Annotated in this window: 14 protein-coding genes; 8 read left to right on the top strand and 6 right to left on the bottom strand. The window is 47.1% G+C overall.

Annotation, left to right across the window (positions count from 1 at the left end; genetic code table 11):
- Nucleotides 1–264 precede the first annotated feature (264 nt).
- Nucleotides 265–747, bottom strand: a complete 483-nt coding sequence (locus D0A37_RS20260; RefSeq protein ID WP_242717017.1) for an FxLYD domain-containing protein — start codon at nucleotides 745–747, stop codon at nucleotides 265–267.
- Nucleotides 748–890: 143 nt separating this feature from the next.
- On the opposite strand from D0A37_RS20260, the gene D0A37_RS20255 reads away from it, so the two are divergent.
- Nucleotides 891–1667, top strand: a complete 777-nt coding sequence (locus D0A37_RS20255; protein ID WP_242717015.1) for a Uma2 family endonuclease — start codon at nucleotides 891–893, stop codon at nucleotides 1665–1667.
- A gap of 145 nt (nucleotides 1668–1812) precedes the next feature.
- On the opposite strand, the gene D0A37_RS20250 is transcribed toward D0A37_RS20255, so the two are convergent.
- The gene (locus tag D0A37_RS20250) at nucleotides 1813–3516 is read right to left on the bottom strand and encodes a flavin monoamine oxidase family protein (RefSeq protein WP_242717013.1); all 1704 of its coding nucleotides are present in this window, start codon (nucleotides 3514–3516) and stop codon (nucleotides 1813–1815) included.
- Nucleotides 3517–3609: 93 nt separating this feature from the next.
- On the opposite strand from D0A37_RS20250, the gene D0A37_RS20245 reads away from it, so the two are divergent.
- Nucleotides 3610–4521, top strand: a complete 912-nt coding sequence (locus D0A37_RS20245; protein WP_242717011.1) for a calcium-binding protein — start codon at nucleotides 3610–3612, stop codon at nucleotides 4519–4521.
- A gap of 286 nt (nucleotides 4522–4807) precedes the next feature.
- Here the strand turns inward: D0A37_RS20245 and D0A37_RS20240 are convergent, their stop codons facing one another.
- The 3 genes from D0A37_RS20240 to D0A37_RS20230 all read right to left on the bottom strand — a co-directional run bounded on the left by D0A37_RS20240 (nucleotide 4808) and on the right by D0A37_RS20230 (nucleotide 7936).
- Nucleotides 4808–5404, bottom strand: coding sequence for a hypothetical protein (locus tag D0A37_RS20240; RefSeq protein WP_242717009.1), 597 nt, complete (start codon nucleotides 5402–5404; stop codon nucleotides 4808–4810).
- Between the two features lie 45 nt (nucleotides 5405–5449).
- Nucleotides 5450–6625 carry a bifunctional diaminohydroxyphosphoribosylaminopyrimidine deaminase/5-amino-6-(5-phosphoribosylamino)uracil reductase RibD gene (gene ribD / locus D0A37_RS20235; RefSeq protein ID WP_242717007.1) on the bottom strand — a complete coding sequence of 392 codons (1176 nt, stop codon included), beginning with the start codon at nucleotides 6623–6625 and terminating at the stop codon, nucleotides 5450–5452.
- Nucleotides 6626–6691: 66 nt separating this feature from the next.
- Complete coding sequence (locus tag D0A37_RS20230; protein ID WP_242717005.1) at nucleotides 6692–7936, bottom strand: tyrosine-type recombinase/integrase; 1245 nt, start codon at nucleotides 7934–7936, stop codon at nucleotides 6692–6694.
- A 551-nt stretch (nucleotides 7937–8487) separates the two neighbouring features.
- Between D0A37_RS20230 and D0A37_RS20225 the strand changes: the two genes are divergently transcribed.
- Nucleotides 8488–9348: an FAD-binding domain-containing protein gene (locus D0A37_RS20225; RefSeq protein WP_242717003.1), complete on the top strand. Its 861-nt coding sequence runs from the start codon at nucleotides 8488–8490 to the stop codon at nucleotides 9346–9348.
- Between the two features lie 98 nt (nucleotides 9349–9446).
- Nucleotides 9447–9860, top strand: a complete 414-nt coding sequence (locus D0A37_RS20220; protein ID WP_242717002.1) for a hypothetical protein — start codon at nucleotides 9447–9449, stop codon at nucleotides 9858–9860.
- Between the two features lie 107 nt (nucleotides 9861–9967).
- On the opposite strand, the gene D0A37_RS20215 is transcribed toward D0A37_RS20220, so the two are convergent.
- Nucleotides 9968–10507, bottom strand: coding sequence for a cyclic nucleotide-binding domain-containing protein (locus D0A37_RS20215; RefSeq protein WP_242716999.1), 540 nt, complete (start codon nucleotides 10505–10507; stop codon nucleotides 9968–9970).
- A gap of 658 nt (nucleotides 10508–11165) precedes the next feature.
- Here D0A37_RS20215 and D0A37_RS20210 point away from each other — a divergent pair.
- From D0A37_RS20210 to D0A37_RS20195, 4 genes are all read left to right on the top strand, one after another.
- Complete coding sequence (locus D0A37_RS20210; RefSeq protein ID WP_242716997.1) at nucleotides 11166–12296, top strand: outer membrane protein; 1131 nt, start codon at nucleotides 11166–11168, stop codon at nucleotides 12294–12296.
- Nucleotides 12297–12516: 220 nt separating this feature from the next.
- Entirely contained in the window at nucleotides 12517–12909 is a 393-nt protein-coding gene (locus D0A37_RS20205) for a hypothetical protein (protein WP_242716995.1), read from the top strand.
- Nucleotides 12902–13243, top strand: a complete 342-nt coding sequence (locus tag D0A37_RS20200; RefSeq protein WP_242716994.1) for a type II toxin-antitoxin system PemK/MazF family toxin — start codon at nucleotides 12902–12904, stop codon at nucleotides 13241–13243. The genes D0A37_RS20205 and D0A37_RS20200 overlap by 8 nt, the downstream gene beginning before the upstream one ends.
- Nucleotides 13244–13307: 64 nt before the next feature.
- Nucleotides 13308–16427 (top strand): AAA family ATPase, encoded by a 3120-nt coding sequence (locus tag D0A37_RS20195; protein ID WP_242716991.1) that lies wholly within the window; start codon nucleotides 13308–13310, stop codon nucleotides 16425–16427.
- Nucleotides 16428–16612: the final 185 nt, after the last annotated feature.

Here is a 16612-nt window from a genome sequence, read left to right as displayed (position 1 = left end):
ATATTCAAACTTCGATCCCCCCTAACCCCCCTTAGTAACGGGGGGACAAGATTATTATTCAAAGTCCCCCTTTTGAAGGGGGATTTAGGGGGATCTCTGCGTAAGTCATAGAGATATCTGAGCCTGAATATAATATCAGCGATCGGGCAAATCTCCACAATCATTCTTTACCAAAAGCATCCGGGATACAAAGCCCATCGATTCATCCGTGGGGTTAATTGTCCAATTCTTCAATCTAAAACCTAAAATATAAAATCTCAACAATCATTCCTGACCGTCTGCATGAGTCGCTAGTACCTGATCCCCGGCGACAACTTCGCCCCGAAAGGCGGCTGACTGTCCGGGCGCAAGAGTAACTGGTTCCGCGTAGATAAATCCGTTATCAATTAAATTGCCTGACTCGTCCAAAACTTCATAATTGACTTTGACATTCTTGATTATTTTGCAGCCTTGATTAAGCACTTGACCGCTGAAAAAGTTGCCGTCATAATTTGCCGCCGCAATAGACACTTTTGCAGCAATGTTGGAACCGGGAATGCAAGTTTGGGAAATTCCCGATGCTGGCTGTTTCTCGCACAACTTGCCCAAGTCTACTGTTTTGCCGTCGGGGGTTTTCATGTAGCAAAACGGCTCGTCAACTGGTGAGTTTTGAGCAAGTGTATTTGTAGCGTCTGTAAGCAAAGGGCGAGCGGAGAGCGGCGACATTAGCAAAATCGATAAAGCTACTGTTAAATGTAAATAAATCATGCTTTTTTCGGCAATTTATGAAGGTAATTCTACAATATAATGCAGCTAAAATTTAGGGTAGCATATCTATATGTATGGCGCGCCACGCTCACGCTGCATTGTGCTATGATAAGACATCAAACTTTAGAAAGTAAAGTAAAGTCATGGTCGTTACTCAAGATAACCCAGGACAAAAAACGTTAGAACTGATCGTAACTTGGGAGAAGTTGCCAGACGACTTCCAATTAGAAGAAAAACCAGTGGAGAATACAGGTCAACCGCTAATTGCTGGAGCACTGCGAGAAATCTTAGAACTGAGAGGATTGATCGGGCCACGAATGCTGATAGCCAGCAACTTTGGCATTTGCGCTACTGTCAACGGCGAGTTAGTAATCAAAGCACCAGATTGGGTTTATGTACCGTCGGTACTGCCCGCCGAATCGAGAATAGACCGCAAAAGTTATACCCCCAACTTGGAAGGAGAAATTCCCACCATTGTCATGGAATTCTTGTCGGAAACAGACGGCGGTGAATATTCTGTCAAACGTACTTTTCCTCCGGGAAAGTGGTTTTTTTACGAACAAATTCTGCAAGTACCAACTTACATCATTTTTGATCCAGAAACTGGCTTGCTGGAAGTATATCGCTTGCAAAATGGCAAATACGAATTAGAATTTCCCGACGCGGAAGGTCGCCACTGGATGGCAGATATTGGTTTGTATTTAGGAACGTGGCGAGGGGAGAAAGAACAGCGTTCAGGTTATTGGTTGCGCTGGTGGGATGAAGCAGGAAATCTGCTTTTATGGGGTGTAGAACAGTTAGCAGGAGAACGTGAACGGGCCGATCGCGAACGTGAACGGGCCGATCGCGAACGTGAGCGTGCCGAACGACTGGCTGAATATTTGCGCGATCGAGGAATTAACCCGGACGAGATTATTTGATAAGTTGTATGCCATAAGCTGTTGGCCATCTAAATTGTATTTTTGGGCGGGCGGGACACCCCACAAGAATTTCATCAAACTTGACTGTAAGATTTAGATATGTCTGGGCTGATCAGTAAGGTGCGCCGAGGCGCACCTTACGAGATTATCTAATACTCGGCTTTCTATTGCCAAGATTCCGCGCTCCGGGAATTTTCCGGCTCGGACGGCGACTGTTCAAACTGCTCGCAGTTCGAGCATTCAAAGCATCAGCAGAAGCTACCAAACCCAAATCTTGCAAAATTTCAACAGCCGCTCTTTGTCCAGTTTCGCAACCGCCTTCCATGTAACCTTGATTTTCCAGGGAAGTGTGTTCCCCGGCAAAATATAAATTGCCAACTCGTTCGCCTTCAACGCCGTACATTTGCGTCCACTGTCCGACTAAATAGCAGGCATAAGAACCTTTGAAAAAGCGTTCTCCCGGCCAATAAGCTCGCACAGCTCTGCCCGTTCGCAAATTTCTCACTCCGGGAAAAACTCTTTCAAATTGGTTCAAAAATCTTTGTGCTTGGTCTTCTGGAGTTCCCGCACCGATCGACAAACCCTGCCTTCCTCCTGTAAAATTAGTAACTAAACCGTTAGGAGTAGGAGCAAAAGGCGTAGCTTCCCAGGTATTCTGGAATCCTAAATCGCTATAAACAGAAGCAGTCGATTGATAAAGTTCCCGCCAAATCCGGCTGCGGTAGCCAGTAATTAACTTAGAATTAGTACCGTAACCCAATTGCTCGATCGCCCTACGCTTTGGTTGGGGCAAAGGTACGTTAATATTAACGTCTCGCAGAGTGCTGAACGGCAAAGTTAACAAAACTCGCTCGTAAGTGCGCTCGAACGCGCTTTGTCCCGATCGCAAATTTACCCGATAGCGGCCATCCGGCAAAAGAGTAATCGCTTCCAAAACCGTCCCCGCCTCGATCGAACCAGACAATTGACCCGCCAAACTGTTGATAATTTGACTATTACCACCGTCAATTTGATAACGCTCATCGCTGTTGCCGTACAATTCAAAACTGCCCGGCTCAGAACCGATTAAAAACAGCAGATTTAACGCCGACTGTTCTTCAGGATCTCGCCCGTATTCAGTCGTGTAAGCAATGCGGAGTAACTGCCGGACAAGCGTGCTCGTCTCAGCTTGGTCTACATATTCAGCGATCGAAAGATTGTCCAATCTTTCCGCTGCTTCCGTAAAATCAAGATAGCTAATTTCATCGCCAACCGCCTCCAAATCAGCAGTAATTTTATTCGCTAGCGGCGCAAATTCCGCGATTAATTGCTCAAGAGAAAAGCGGCGCCCTTGAAAGAAAAAAGTATCCTTCACAAATCCGCGCTGCACCTCAACTAAGTCGATCGCCCGCAAACCCAATTCCGTCGCCAGCGAGATTAAATTAGTGTGGCCGGTGTCAATAAATTCTCCCCCCAGCTCCGCCGGAATTAGCGTTCCAGCCACCTTGGGAACCGTGCGTATCCGCCCCCCCACGCGGTTAGTTGCCTCGATTATATCGGCACGCACACCCGCTTGGCGCAAGCGATAAGCCGCCGTCAAACCCGCAATCCCTGCACCCACAACCAAAATCGGCGATCGCCCGCCCTGTTGAGCAAAAGCTCCCCCTCCATCCCTGGTAAAAGTCGCAGCAGTCACAGCCCCCGCAGCAGCTAAACCCCCGTGCAGCAAGCGGCGACGAGATATGGGAGAATTGGGAATGCCAGCGCTCAGCATCCCCAGCAGTTCATCAGCCGGAATGCCCGTTTCCCTTGATTTCTGAGCAATACTCGCAGCGCGGCGCAGCATTGCCATCAGTCCAGATTTAGCCATAATTAAGACATCCTCACAAAACAAAACTTTGATGTAAACTGGATTCTCGATCGTGCAATTTCCAGACTAAAGTCCAGAGAGATTTTTTTAATAATGCTAACCCTCAGAACACTGTTCGACAGCAAATTTTATCTCGAAAACAACCCAGATGTCGCCGTAGCAGTTGCCAGAGGCACGGTATCGAGTCCTTTCGATCACTACCGAAAAATTGGCAAATTTGAAAATCGCGACCCGAATGCCCTGTTCGACGCCAGCTATTATTTAGACACCAATACAGATGTAGCGGTATCAGCCAAACTCAACGGCGTTTCAGTCGTTGATCACTTTATCAGATACGGTCAATTTGAAGTTCGCAACCCCAACCCATTCTTCGATGTTGGTTTCTATTTAACAAACAACCCCGACGTTCAGATAGCAGTCCAAACAAATCAATTTACCCCATTTGAACACTACTTCAAAGTCGGTCAAGTAGAAAACCGCAAACCCAGCGTTTTCTTCGATCCCAGCTTTTATCTAGAAAAATATCCGCTGGTAGGAGCAGCAGTCAATAGCGGCGCAGTTAAAAGTGCGATCGACCATTACCTTCAATTCGGTCAACAAGAAGGACTGTTGACCACTCTCCCAGATCCCGCCGACAATTTGAACGCAGCAAAAAGCCTAGGCATTCTCACAGAAATTCAAACGGCGAGCGATTTTGTGGGAGCTGCTGAACCAGCCGACATTTACAGTTTCATCCTCAATACTCCCAGCCTTTTCAGTGTAACTGTTGACGGTTTGAGTGCAGATGTTGATGTTGAATTAATTCAAGATCTCAACGGCAACGGCGCAGTGGGAGGAGACGATCTTATTGCTTCGTCTAACAATTTAAGCACGGCTTCAGAAACAATTGTCAGCAATGGGCCTTTACCTGCGGGGATTTATTTCGTCCGCGTTTCTCAATTTCAAGGCGATACAAATTATGACTTGAGATTGCTAGCTGCTCCTTCTCCCACGCCGCTTCTATGACATGAGGGTTTACACTCGAAGGCAGTCCAAATCAGAAGGTGGAAGACAGAATGCAGAATTAAAGAAAAATTTATAATTAAATAATTCTGCGGGTTTGTCACTTAGATACTGTCCGGTTAATGACTTATAATATAATTGTTTGTTGTCACCCTCTTAAGAGAAGAGAAGACTTAAGTCCTCACTACAAACCTAATTATAAATTTTTGACCGTACTTGATATTAAAACAAACAATTCTCTCTTCCATCTTCCCTCTTCCATTGGGCCGATCTTTCACTTATTAGTTTCTTACCCCCTAGGAGAGGGCAAAGATTGAACAGGTGCCGGAGGCCAATTAGAGCGACTTCGGGTGAGAGTAGTAGACACCAAAGCATAGCCCAAAACAGCAGGAAGCACGATCGCACTCAGAAACACGATCGCGGCAGCCCAACTCATCGCATTCGAGATCGGGCCGTAATGAGTGCGGTAAGGGTCAAACGGCGGTAAATTTGGCCTCGGGGCGTCCCGGAGCGCGATCGGACGTTTGAACCGCACCCGCCTGTCATCGAGCTTTTCGAGCAAAATCCAGCCAACTTCCGCCTCTTCCCGGCATAGCTTGTGAAAAATCGCAGGATTGCGAAACAAATCGTTGCTAGCCCGCACAATCTTGTACTCCCAAACCGTCAAATCAACAGCATTAGGAGCGGGTTTGGGATTGCCATTGGAGGGCGCATTTTCAGGCGCATTAAAATTATCCTCTTGAGATTCGTACCGAGTCAAAACTTCCTCCTCCTCATTGTATTTTTGCCACGCAGCCAATTGCTCGCGGCTCACCAATACACCCGCGAGCGTCGCCTCCAAGCCGAGACTGCCAACCATCAAACTCCAAATCAGAATTTCAACCATAAAAAAAGTTAAAAATCCAAAACTAAAAAGAGTCGCTTTTAACTTTCAATCTTTAATTTTCAAATAGCCTTCCACTAGACAATCTGCACCCACTGCGCGCCAAGAAACCCGCTCTAAAGTCAAAGCATCAGTCATTGCGGAAAACCCCAAATCTCCTACAGGAGTTGGAGCTCCTTGACCACCGACAATTTTAGGAGCAATAAAAGCCATAATTTTTTGAACTGCACCCTCAGCAATTGCCTCGGCCGCCAAAGTGCCGCCACATTCCCAGAGTACAGAAAGAAAAGATCGATCGTACAAATAACCCATAACATTAGTCGGCGTCAGCGGCGACAATTCCACAACTTCCACCCCTTTTGCGATCAAAAATTCCTGAAATTCGCGGTTAACCCCAGGCTCAGTCAGCACCAAAGTAGCCGCCACAGAGGTTTCCCACAACCAAGCCGACTTCGGCAAATCCAAAGTGCGACTCATCACCACCCGCAGGGGATTATTCCTATCAGGCTGGTGACTTGTCAGTCGAGGATTGTCCAGACGCACCGTATTTCCCCCAACAATCACAGCATCGCAGCCGACGCGCACCCGGTGTACCTCGCTCCGAGCCTCCTCGCCTGTCACCCAAGCGCTGTGGCCGCTACTGGTAGCAATTTTACCGTCCAAAGTCATTGCATATTTCAAAATTCCAAAAGGCCGGCGGTACAAAATCCGGTGCACAAAAGCTTCGTTGAGTTTTTGGCAAGCTTCCCCTTCCACTCCCGCCACCACTTCAATGCCAGCCTCTCGCAACCGAGCCAGCCCAGTTCCAGCTACCAAAGGATTCGGATCGACCATGCCAGCCACTACTTTTGCCACCTTGGCCTTAACTAAAGCTTCGGAACAGGGAGGAGTCCGCCCGTAGTGGTTGCAGGGTTCCAGGTTGACGTAGACGGTCGCTCCTTCGGCGAGTTCCCCCGCTTCCCGGAGCGCAAAAACTTCGGCGTGAGGTTGACCGGCACCGGGATGAAACCCTTCGCCGACAATCTTGCCGTCTCGGACAATTACAGAACCGACAAGGGGGTTGGGTGCGGTTTTGCCGAGAGCGCGGCGAGCCAATTCTATGCAGCGGCGCATCATGGCTCGATCGAACTCTGGAATTTCGCTGTTTTCCAGTTGTTTTGTACCTTGCTGCTGTCCGTTAGCTAAGCTGGCGATCGCTTGAGCGTCCGCCGGAAAAGTTTCCATAAGATTTTGGTATTATATCTATCCCTGAGTGTACTTACTTTAACACTCTCTACAGGTAAAAACAGGTTAGATATCTGGGAAGTTTGCTTCTGTATTAACCCCTAAATAATGTCGTTGTATTATCTCAACGCTGTTACCGCAAGCAGTAGCTAACAAAAGTAAGTCTGTGCCAGCCTCTGCCATAAGGGTAATGAACGTATGGCGGGTATGATAAGGACTGAGGTAGCAACTGATTGCGCCAGATTCTGCAAGTTGTGTAACTATGCCGGGATAGCGATAAACTTTATCTTTTGCACCGCAACGGGCCTCTTGCCATAAGTCACCAAAAGTATTCGTGTTGTAAGAATTACCTTGTGTATTAACAAAAACTAAATCAGTGTATTTAGCGTTAATAGGCTTAATCCGATTCAACAAATCGTTAAGCTTAGGGTAAATTTTGAACAGTCGCACCTCACCCGTTTTAGTAACTTGAGTGTTTTTCAATCGTCCGTTATAAGACTTACTAAATCTGACATAGTTTTTGTCACGTCCAATAAATACATCTTGCCATCGCATTGCGAAAGCCTCACCACTACGACATCCAGTTAAAAACAGAAATTCAACTAACGGCGCAGCTTGGCGATGTCTCCGACTTGAAGACTCATAGAATGCCTTGATAATAGTATCTCGCTCTTCCTTAGTAAAAGCGCGACGGTCGCTTTCATTAGAATCAATGTCAGTATTATCAGTCTCCCACCATTCTTTAACTTCTCCTGCTGCGTTAATAGTTGGTTTGTACTTATCATTTTTATTTTCTGTATTTCCACCGATAGTCACAAACGGGTTAACAGTAAGCTTTGTTTTACCCATAGATTGTAATCTGGCAAAAGCTTGAGAAAGTTCGGCTTGAACCCGTACTTTATTTCTAACACTTGCAGTTTGTTGAGTAATCCGTTGCTCTAGATTGCTGTCTGAAAGCAAGAGGCTATATATTTCACTTCCATTGTCAATAAATTCATGTCGGGAATAATCCCAGTGCAATCCTTTGATGATGTTGGTGTAAGTTCCGCGAAAAATAGTCTCAAACGTAGTCGGCTGCAATTGTGGTTGTTTCCAAATCAAGTAATCCTCCCACATTGCCCCTACTGTCATCTCAGGTTCAGGCTCAGGTATTGGTGCTGCTAATTTCAATTCAGCGGTGTACTTGGTTTTTAAACCGTACTTAGCAAAACTGGGGTCAAACAACTGTTGCCAGTCTGGGTGCTGCAAGTCACCTTCAATCCGGTAAGCAATCGCAACTGCTTTTTGCCAGTTCTCGGGTGTGTCTTTCATCCCTAAACCCTGATGCTTCCGCTTCCCGCCAAAAATGGGATTGTACTTAGTGCTGAATTGTAACCGAAGGCTACCTTTATCGGACTGAACAGTAATCGTCTCTGGTAGGGCTGGTGTTTTAGCGTACATATTGATTTTTCAAGGTTCTGTAAGGGTTTCAGGTTTCTATCAAATTTCTATCAAATTTCTGTGAATCGAGGGATAGATGTACTTTGCTAGAAACTACTATAAAAGCAGCAGAGCATATTTACGATTAAAGTGTATTCACTTTGATGGTAATTTTGGCTGCGAACCGACGATCGATTGCTGCTGGGGCAAACTGTACGTTACCACTGAGATATTGCACCATTCTCAATTAGCCTTTTAGGAACAGGCTTTCCGGCCTGTTCCACAAGAAAATTTATCTTTTGTGGAACAGGCATCTTGCCTGTTGCTGACAATGGTGCAAGATGTGAGTTACCAGGAGTGAAGGGCAATTCAGGGCGATCGACCCGCACGCCCGATCGAATAGCTTTAACATGAGGAAAGAATAGCAGGCGCTTGAAAAAACAATGAGTCAGGACATGAAGCGGGAATTTGCCAACCGCGACGAATTAATTGCCTACGTGCGTGAACAGTTCCCCGAAGCCGCCGCCCGGGACAGCAGCGTACCCCCAACCCCAGGCGGGCGGAAAGCAGCCGAGACAGCCCTGCAACAAGTCGATCCCGGCAAGTACGCCTCAACCCGCAATTTCCTCAACGGTGCGATAACGCGCTTGTCGCCCTATTTGCGCTACGGAGTTTTGAGTCTTGCGGAAGTCCGGGATGCCGTGCTGGAGAAGGTGCGGCATCGAGAAGAGGCCGTAAAACTCGTCAACGAGTTGGGTTGGCGGGATTATTGGCAGCGACTGTATGCCGAATTGGGCAACGGGATTTGGCAAGACCGGGAACCCTACAAAACTGGTTACACTGCCTCATATTACAGCGAAACTCTGCCGGAGGATGTCATCGAGGGCACGACTGGTTTGTTTTGCATCGACAGTTTCAGCCGCGAGTTGCGAGAAACTGGTTATTTGCACAACCATCAGCGGATGTGGACTGCCGCTTATCTCGTACACTGGCGCCACGTGCGCTGGCAAGCCGGAGCTCGCTGGTTTTTGCAACATTTGCTAGATGGAGATCCGGCGAGCAATAATCTTTCTTGGCAGTGGGTAGCCAGCACTTTTAGTCACAAACCTTATTTTTTTAATCGGGAAAATTTGGAGCGTTACACTAAGGCGGTTTATTGTCGCGATTGTCCTCTTTATGGGCAATGCGATTTTGAGGGAACTTACGAATATTTGGAAGGGCAGTTGTTTCCTCAGGGAGAAAAGGTCGATCGTAGCGGCGGTTCTAAAAGTTGGGATCGCCCTAAAAAAGGTCGCACAAATTAAAAAGTCAGTTGTCAGTAGGCAGTTATCAGTTGTCATAAATTAACAGTCAACAGTCAACAGTCAACAGTCAACAGTCAACAGTCAACAATTACTAATTTATGAACAATCCGATTATTTGGCTGCACGGCGACTGTTTGAGTCCTGGAGGCCCCGCTTTTCAAGCGCACCCAGAGGCACCGGCCATCTGGGTTTGGGATGATGCCCTCATTGATGAATGGCAGTTGAGTCTCAAACGAATTGTGTTTATTTACGAATGTTTGCTGGAGTTGCCGGTAGTTATTCGGCGGGGCGATGTGGCTGCGGAAGTTATCGCTTTTGCGATCGAATCCGGCGCGAATCAAGTGGTGACTGCGGAAAGTCCCAGTCCTCGGTTTCAGGATATTTGCCGGGAAATTAATATCTCGCACCCAGTAGAAGTTTTGCCACCCGAAGCCTTTGTCCGCTACGAGGGTTACATTGATTTGAAGCGTTTTTCCCGCTATTGGCGCGTCGCTGAAAAATATGTTTTCTAATTGTAATTGGGAATTGGAAATTGGAAAGTGAAAATAGGTGTTCTTTTCTCTTCTTCCCTCTTCCTTCTTCCCTCTTCCTTCTTCCCTCTTCCCTCTTCCTTCTTCCTTCAACTCCCCTTCAAACGCTGCAACAGCCATTGAAATCTCGATTCAGCCAAATCGGGATTTTCGACATTTTCCGGGATAGCGCCCTCGTCGTCGGGTTCTTGATATATTAAACCCTCACTATCATCGCCGAAGCGCTGGACTGTACCCCGCAGTCTCGACGACAGAAATTTGGTAATCGCCCGATAAAACCGCAGGGAAAAAAGCACGTCTTGCTCTAGTTTTTCAGTTAGCAGCCGCCTCGGAATTGATAGGATGAGGCACTCTTCAATTGCCGTGACGCTAGCAGAAGGAAGCCTCCCGTCTACAAAAGACATTTCGCCCAGAACTTCGCCGGAAATAATTTTTCCAATTTCTTTATCGCCCAAAGATGATACAGCAACGCTCAAAGTTCCATCCAGAACTATGTACAGCGCGTCTAAGGGCTTACCTTCGGTGATCAGGGTTGTGCCGGGGAGGATTTGGGTGCGGGTGCCGTTGGCGAGCATCCAATCGATGTCGCGATCGCTCAATTCGCCTAATATGACTAGAACTTTGCTCATAAAGTCAGGTTGATATCAGATAATTTGTATTTTTTTACTTGTTTAGTTGCGTGCTGTTGTTAGATGGTCAGACCCTGAGCGAAAGCGAAGGCTAAATTTTACAAATAGAACACTAAATTTTACACAATTTTCATAATATTCAGGAATATTGACAGGATCGAGTCATAAATATTGCTCGGATCGGTGCTATTATTCTACATTACTTGTCCGAGACTGTGCAGCAGCCGATCGCCTTGTTTTAACTGCACTTGCTTTGGACGGCGGGGCGGCCAAAACTGTTTTGAAAGCTTGTTGTCTCTTGGTTGCGAGCTGGTGCGTCCTCAAAAACCGGATTTTTTCGGCGTGGCTGCGAGTGCAGTGCCCCCAAGTACAGTATTGTAGAATGCAAGCGAGGCGCGCGATCAACCCCTCAATTAAACAGGAGCCAGGGTGAAATCATCCCTAGGATTGATTTTTAGCCGATGGATAGGTAAATTTAAATTAGCCTCTAAACCGGCCGTCAGTTCTTAAATCTAATCAGCTTGAGAGTTGACTCTTCAACGGTTGAGTGCCAATCTAGGAACAACACAACTCCGATTTGTGTCTTTTTTTGGCAAAGCTCTCAACGGTCGCCCTCAAACACTTACACTTTTAACACACGGTTCATTGAGGAGTTTCTATGAATAGTCTATTTTCCAAGTCTACTTTCGCGTTAATAAATCTTGCTGCTTTAGCTGTTTGTTGCAGTCCCATGTCAGCGAAAGCTGAAACTGGCAACTTGCCCGATATCGGTACAACTGCAACAATCGCAGCTCAAAATATTGACCAAACTTCTGAGCCGGCGGCAACTTCAGCAGTTAAACCCGACGCAGAAACAACGGCTAGTAATAAAAAAATTGATTCTATCAGTTGGAGCGAACTAACAGAATCGGCAGAGCCAGCAGCCTCCGAACCGGCAGCCAACTTGCAAGTATCTATTGCTGCACCAGAAAAATCAGAAGCAGCAACATCGGAAATTGCTGAGACAGAAACAGCGCAAAATACCTCCATTGCTGCTGAGACTGAAAATTCGGAAGAAACCGCTAAAATTGCTGATAATAGCGTCAAAGTGGAGTCAACAGTCGAGACTGCCAAAAAGAGCGATCGACCTACCTCAATTGTTGCCGAGAACAATAATCTTGAAGTAACAGCAACGAAGGAAGAACAAGAAGTCAAAACAGCAGAAGAATTGTTGAGCAATCCTGTCAGCACTTCCGCCTCAGCTTTGACAAACCAACCGAAAGTTGCCCAAAAACCCGCAACTGCCTCAGAACCAACTGAAACTGCCTCAGAACCAACTGAAAAAGTGGCTCAAGGAACTCAAATCCGACCAGGCCGAGCTACTCGTTCTGGGCCCAGCTACGTCGGCATTGGCGGCAATGTAGGTTTTGGCGGAGATTCAGCCTTAGGCGACGGTTCATTTGCGATTATTAGCAAAATCGGTCTGACGAACAATTTGTCGGTGAGACCGACTGTTTTGTTCCGCGAAAACTTAACTCTTGTAGTTCCCGTTACCTTCGATTTTGTATCTCAAGAGACCGTCGAAGTCAGCGAGGATTTTGTGATTAGTGCTGCTCCCTATGCAGGTGCTGGCGTGATAGTTACTACCGGAGATGACGGTAATTTTGGCTTCCTGATTTCGGGGGGTGTAGATGTGCCGCTGACGAGAAATTTAACCGCAACAGCGGGATTGAATATTGGTTTTGTTGACGGAGCTGACGTGGGATTGTTAGTCGGTGTCGGCTATACGTTCCCGAATATGGCCCGGTAGTGTTGCTGTTTGAGCAAACGCAGGACAAATAAATAGGCGCGGGGTTGGCTGTAGGAATACAGTCAACCCTTTTTGATGATGGAAAATCTGCCTATGCGATCGATGTAGGGTACGCCACAAGCAGAGAGCGCCGAGATTGATTTTTGTGAAAGATATAATGATGGTTGGATCGATCTTATATCTTGCACCATTTTCAATAAGCTTTTTATGGACGGGCAGGATGCCCATCCCACAATCAAATTCACTCTTTGTGGAACAGGCCGGAAAGCCTGTTCTTGAAAATGGTGCAAGATATGGGATCGATCGCACTTTCTCACCACCCCCCCCCGAAAAAACCATGACCAAAACAGAAATCTTAGCAGCACTCAAAAATCTCACAGCAGAAGAACGCCTAGAAATCATCGAAACAGCTTCGCGGATGATGCGCGAAGAAATAGAAGAAAAAGCCCAGCGCAAAGTTGAGAGAAAGCGGAGACTCAGAGCCGCAGCAGAAGCAGCGGTTCCTTTGTATGAACCAGGAGGGCCGCTGCACGATTTGTGGTCGCCCGACAGCGAACCGTATTTCGATTCAGAGGAAGAATACCTCAACGCAGGGGTAGAAACTAATGCGTAAGGGCGAAATTTGGGTGGTCAGACTAGATCCAACGGTGGGAGATGAAATTGGCAAAACTAGACCTGTTGTGGTTGTCAGCGATGATGAAGTGGGAAATTTGCGCCTCAAAGTAATTGTTCCAATTACAGCATGGAACGATCTTTTTTCCCCGCTTGATTGGATGGTACAGCTCGAACCGACATCAGAAAATGGCTTGGCTAAAGTCTCCGCCGCCGATACTTTTCAAGTCCGTTCCGTCTCGCAACAAAGATTTGTCCGACAACTCGGAACCCTGTCCGAGACAATTATGGAAGAAATTGCAGAAGCACTGACAATTGTTCTGGATCTGGATTGAATAACTAGGCAACAGCGTACAAATAGTGTTATTTATAGATAGATTGTATGGCGCGATGGCCTAAATGATTCCTATACAACTTACACTCAAAAATTTTCTCAGCTATCGCGAAGCTGCTTTAGACTTTCGCGGCTTGCACACCGCTTGCATTTGCGGGCCTAACGGTGCTGGCAAATCCTCCCTCTTAGAAGCCATATGCTGGGCACTTTGGGGCTGTTGCCGCAGCGATACGGAAGACAATATCATCCACATTGGCGAAACAGATGTGCGCGTTGATTTCACTTTCTCCACCGGCGGCCAAATCTACCGGGTGATTCGCAACCGCCGGCGCGGACAATCGGGAAGTGTGGAATTTCAAGTCAGCTTGAATTCTGCAGTGACTGAGGAAAAACTCAATTTTCGCACGCTTACAGACAAAGGCCTGAGAACAACTCAGCAAAAAATCCTCGAACACATCAAACTAGATTACGATACTTTCATCAACTCGGCGTATTTGCGGCAGGGGCGAGCTGATGAATTTATGCTCAAAAAGCCGATCGAACGCAAACAAGTTTTAGCCAACCTGCTCAAACTCGACTCCTACGATACTTTATCCGAACAAGCCAAAGATACGTCCAAACAATTTAAAGCTCAAGTCGAAGTGCTCAAACAGAGTTTGCAAACCGTACAAGAGCAACTGCAACAAAAAGAGACGATCGCCGCCGAACAAACTCAATTGCAGCAAGCAACCGATTTGCTTCAGCAGCAGCAGCAAGCCGACACAACCGAGTTGCAGCAACTGCAACTCCAGCACCACAACCGGCAAACTTGGCAAAAACTCCTCGCCGGCCACCAGCAACAGCACTACAATATCACTCAAGAATGCCGCCGCTTGCAGCAAGAACTCAGCGCAGCGAAACAGCAGCAAAATGAGCTACAAGCCCTCCTAGAGCAAGAAAAGGAAATAACAGCAGGCATCGCGTATTTCCAAAGCTTGCAAGCCACAGAAGAGACTATGGCGGGCAAATTTAAGGCCAATCAACAAGCCCAAAATCAGCGTCAGCAATTGCAAGAACAGCAACGGCAAGAACTGAGCTTTTTGCAAAGCAAAATTCAGCAGTTGCAAGCTCAATTAGAAGTTTTAGAACAAGATGAAAAAGATGTTCTGGAAATTCTCAAACAGCAGCCGGATGTTGATAAAGGACTCGCACAGTTGCACGCAGTTCGATCGCGCCTCAACGAACTAGAGCAACTGCAACTGCAAGTTTCGCCGCTGCTACAACAGCAGCAGCAAAAGCAGCAAAAGCTCGATCGCGCCCGCGCCGGTTTAACCGCCCGCTTAGACGAAATCAACCGACAGGTGCAAGTTCAGCAGCAGAAGCGACAGCCGCAATTACAGCAGGAAATCTCGGCCATCGCCAATCAAATTTTGCAGTTGGAAAACAAGCGAGTTTATCAGCAGCGAGTCCGCGAAAAAGGTCAAGAAAGGCACGACTTTCTAGGAAACCTGCAAGCCAAAAGCCGCGACTATCAAACCAGACTCGCCGAGATCGACCAAAAACTGCAACTGCTGCGGAAACATGAAGGAGAAACCAGCGCAGGTGAAGGTAAAGCCTCGAATTTTGCGGAAAACCAGCCATCGAATTCGCCTTTAATGGTGCGGGATGCAAATTTTGGCAATTGTCCTTTGTGCGATCGACCTTTAGACGAACACTACTGGAATTTGGTAGTCACAAAACACCACACCCAACAGCAGGAAATCTGGAACCAACTGTGGGTTGTGCGCGAACAGTTGGCCGTCTCCGAGCGCGAAATTCAAGTCCTCAGACATGAATACCGCGAACTAGAAGAGGAATTAGCGCCCTACCAAGAATTGCGCGAACGTCGCAGTCATTTACAAGCACAATTAGATAGCCTGGGCCAAGACGAAAACCGGCTGCAAAGTATGCGTCAAGACGCGGCAGAAATAGAACGGTTGCTACGCACCGGCGAGTATGCAGCCGAGGATTTGGGCGAACTCCAGCAAATCGAACAGCAACTGCAACAGCTCAATTATAGCGATCGCAGTCACTCCCTCGCCCGCAGCGATGAAAAGCGCTTGCGGTGGGCGGAAATTAAGCAAGCTCAAATCAAAGACGCTCAGCAGAAACTGAATAAAATTAATGCTCGCCGCCCGGATTTGCAAACTCAATTAGCCACAGTACAGCAACAGTTAGAACAGCAAAAAAATAGCTCGGAAATACAGCAGCAAATTCAGTCTTTAGATAGATACATTGCGGAAGTTGGCTATAATTTGGAACAGCACGAACACGTGCGGAGCGAAATGCGCCGAGATCAGTTTTGGATCGCCCGCGCCGAAAAATTGCGATCGGCAACTGTGCAGTACCCGCAAGTGCAGCAGCGGGTTAATGAAATAGCCAATTCCATCGCAGTGCGCGATCGAGATTTGCAAGCTGTCAGCGCTCAAACTGCCGCGATGAACCAGCAATTGCAAGAACATCCTGATCCCACAGCCCGCATAAGTGCGATCGAACAGCAAATGGGTCGCCGCCGCCAGCAGTTAGACCAACATTTGGGAAGTCTCGGACGCCTCCAGCAGCAGCAGCAAAATCTGGAAAATCTGCAAGTTCAGCTAGTAGCTCAAAAAGAGCAAATGCAAGTTGCTAAACGCCAGCAGCGAGTTTATCAAGAGTTGGGCCAAGCATTTGGTAAAAACGGCATTCAAGCTTTAATGATTGAAAATGTTTTGCCGCAACTTGAAGCTGAAACAAATCAGATATTGTCGAGATTGAGCGCGAATCAATTGCACGTTCAATTTATTACTCAGCGGGCTGCTGCTTCTAAAAAAGCAACTAAATTGATTGACACTTTAGACATTTTAATTGCTGATGCTCGCGGTACTCGCGCCTACGAAACTTACTCGGGCGGTGAAGCTTTTCGGATTAATTTTGCAATTCGGCTGGCGCTGGCGAGACTGCTGTCTCAGCGGGCGGGCACGGCTTTGCAAATGTTGATTATTGATGAGGGATTCGGAACTCAGGATGCTGAAGGGTGCGATCGGCTGATTGCTGCAATTAATGCGATCGCCTCCGACTTCGCCTGCATCCTCACCGTTACCCATATGCCCCACCTGAAAGAAGCTTTTCAAGCCAGGATAGAAGTAAGCAAAACGGCTCAGGGTTCTTGCCTTAGCTTGTCAATTTAAAAGGGTTGACGAGCCGGATGGAAGAAAAAGAAGAAAAAAAGTTGAAAATATCAGTATTTTCACCTTCTGTTTTGTTGTCGCATTCGGTATTTTCACCTTCTGTTTTGTGGATAAGTACCGAATGCCTCGGCTCTACTACTTTTAAACCCGAAGGCAACTGTAGGCAAGCTTCAAACCATGCTCGA

Source organism: Microcoleus vaginatus HSN003, from assembly GCF_022701255.1.
GTDB classification, from domain to species: Bacteria; Cyanobacteriota; Cyanobacteriia; order Cyanobacteriales; family Microcoleaceae; genus Microcoleus; species Microcoleus vaginatus_B.
Note: the sequence above shows the minus strand (reverse complement) of the source record. Positions and strands in the feature narration are given on the sequence as shown.

What these genes read in the sequence shown, in the direction of transcription:
- D0A37_RS20250 (WP_242717013.1), bottom strand. Translation starts at nt 3,516, where the DNA reads ATGGCTAAATCTGGACTGATGGCAATGCTGCGCCGCGCTGCGAGTATT.
- D0A37_RS20240 (WP_242717009.1), bottom strand. Translation starts at nt 5,404, where the DNA reads ATGGTTGAAATTCTGATTTGGAGTTTGATGGTTGGCAGTCTCGGCTTG.
- D0A37_RS20215 (WP_242716999.1), bottom strand. Translation starts at nt 10,507, where the DNA reads ATGAGCAAAGTTCTAGTCATATTAGGCGAATTGAGCGATCGCGACATC.
- D0A37_RS20260 (WP_242717017.1), bottom strand. Translation starts at nt 747, where the DNA reads ATGATTTATTTACATTTAACAGTAGCTTTATCGATTTTGCTAATGTCG.
- D0A37_RS20220 (WP_242717002.1), top strand. Translation starts at nt 9,447, where the DNA reads ATGAACAATCCGATTATTTGGCTGCACGGCGACTGTTTGAGTCCTGGA.
- D0A37_RS20255 (WP_242717015.1), top strand. Translation starts at nt 891, where the DNA reads ATGGTCGTTACTCAAGATAACCCAGGACAAAAAACGTTAGAACTGATC.
- D0A37_RS20210 (WP_242716997.1), top strand. Translation starts at nt 11,166, where the DNA reads ATGAATAGTCTATTTTCCAAGTCTACTTTCGCGTTAATAAATCTTGCT.
- D0A37_RS20225 (WP_242717003.1), top strand. Translation starts at nt 8,488, where the DNA reads ATGAGTCAGGACATGAAGCGGGAATTTGCCAACCGCGACGAATTAATT.
- D0A37_RS20195 (WP_242716991.1), top strand. Translation starts at nt 13,308, where the DNA reads ATGATTCCTATACAACTTACACTCAAAAATTTTCTCAGCTATCGCGAA.
- ribD (WP_242717007.1), bottom strand. Translation starts at nt 6,625, where the DNA reads ATGGAAACTTTTCCGGCGGACGCTCAAGCGATCGCCAGCTTAGCTAAC.
- D0A37_RS20200 (WP_242716994.1), top strand. Translation starts at nt 12,902, where the DNA reads ATGCGTAAGGGCGAAATTTGGGTGGTCAGACTAGATCCAACGGTGGGA.
- D0A37_RS20205 (WP_242716995.1), top strand. Translation starts at nt 12,517, where the DNA reads ATGCCCATCCCACAATCAAATTCACTCTTTGTGGAACAGGCCGGAAAG.
- D0A37_RS20230 (WP_242717005.1), bottom strand. Translation starts at nt 7,936, where the DNA reads ATGAAAGACACACCCGAGAACTGGCAAAAAGCAGTTGCGATTGCTTAC.
- D0A37_RS20245 (WP_242717011.1), top strand. Translation starts at nt 3,610, where the DNA reads ATGCTAACCCTCAGAACACTGTTCGACAGCAAATTTTATCTCGAAAAC.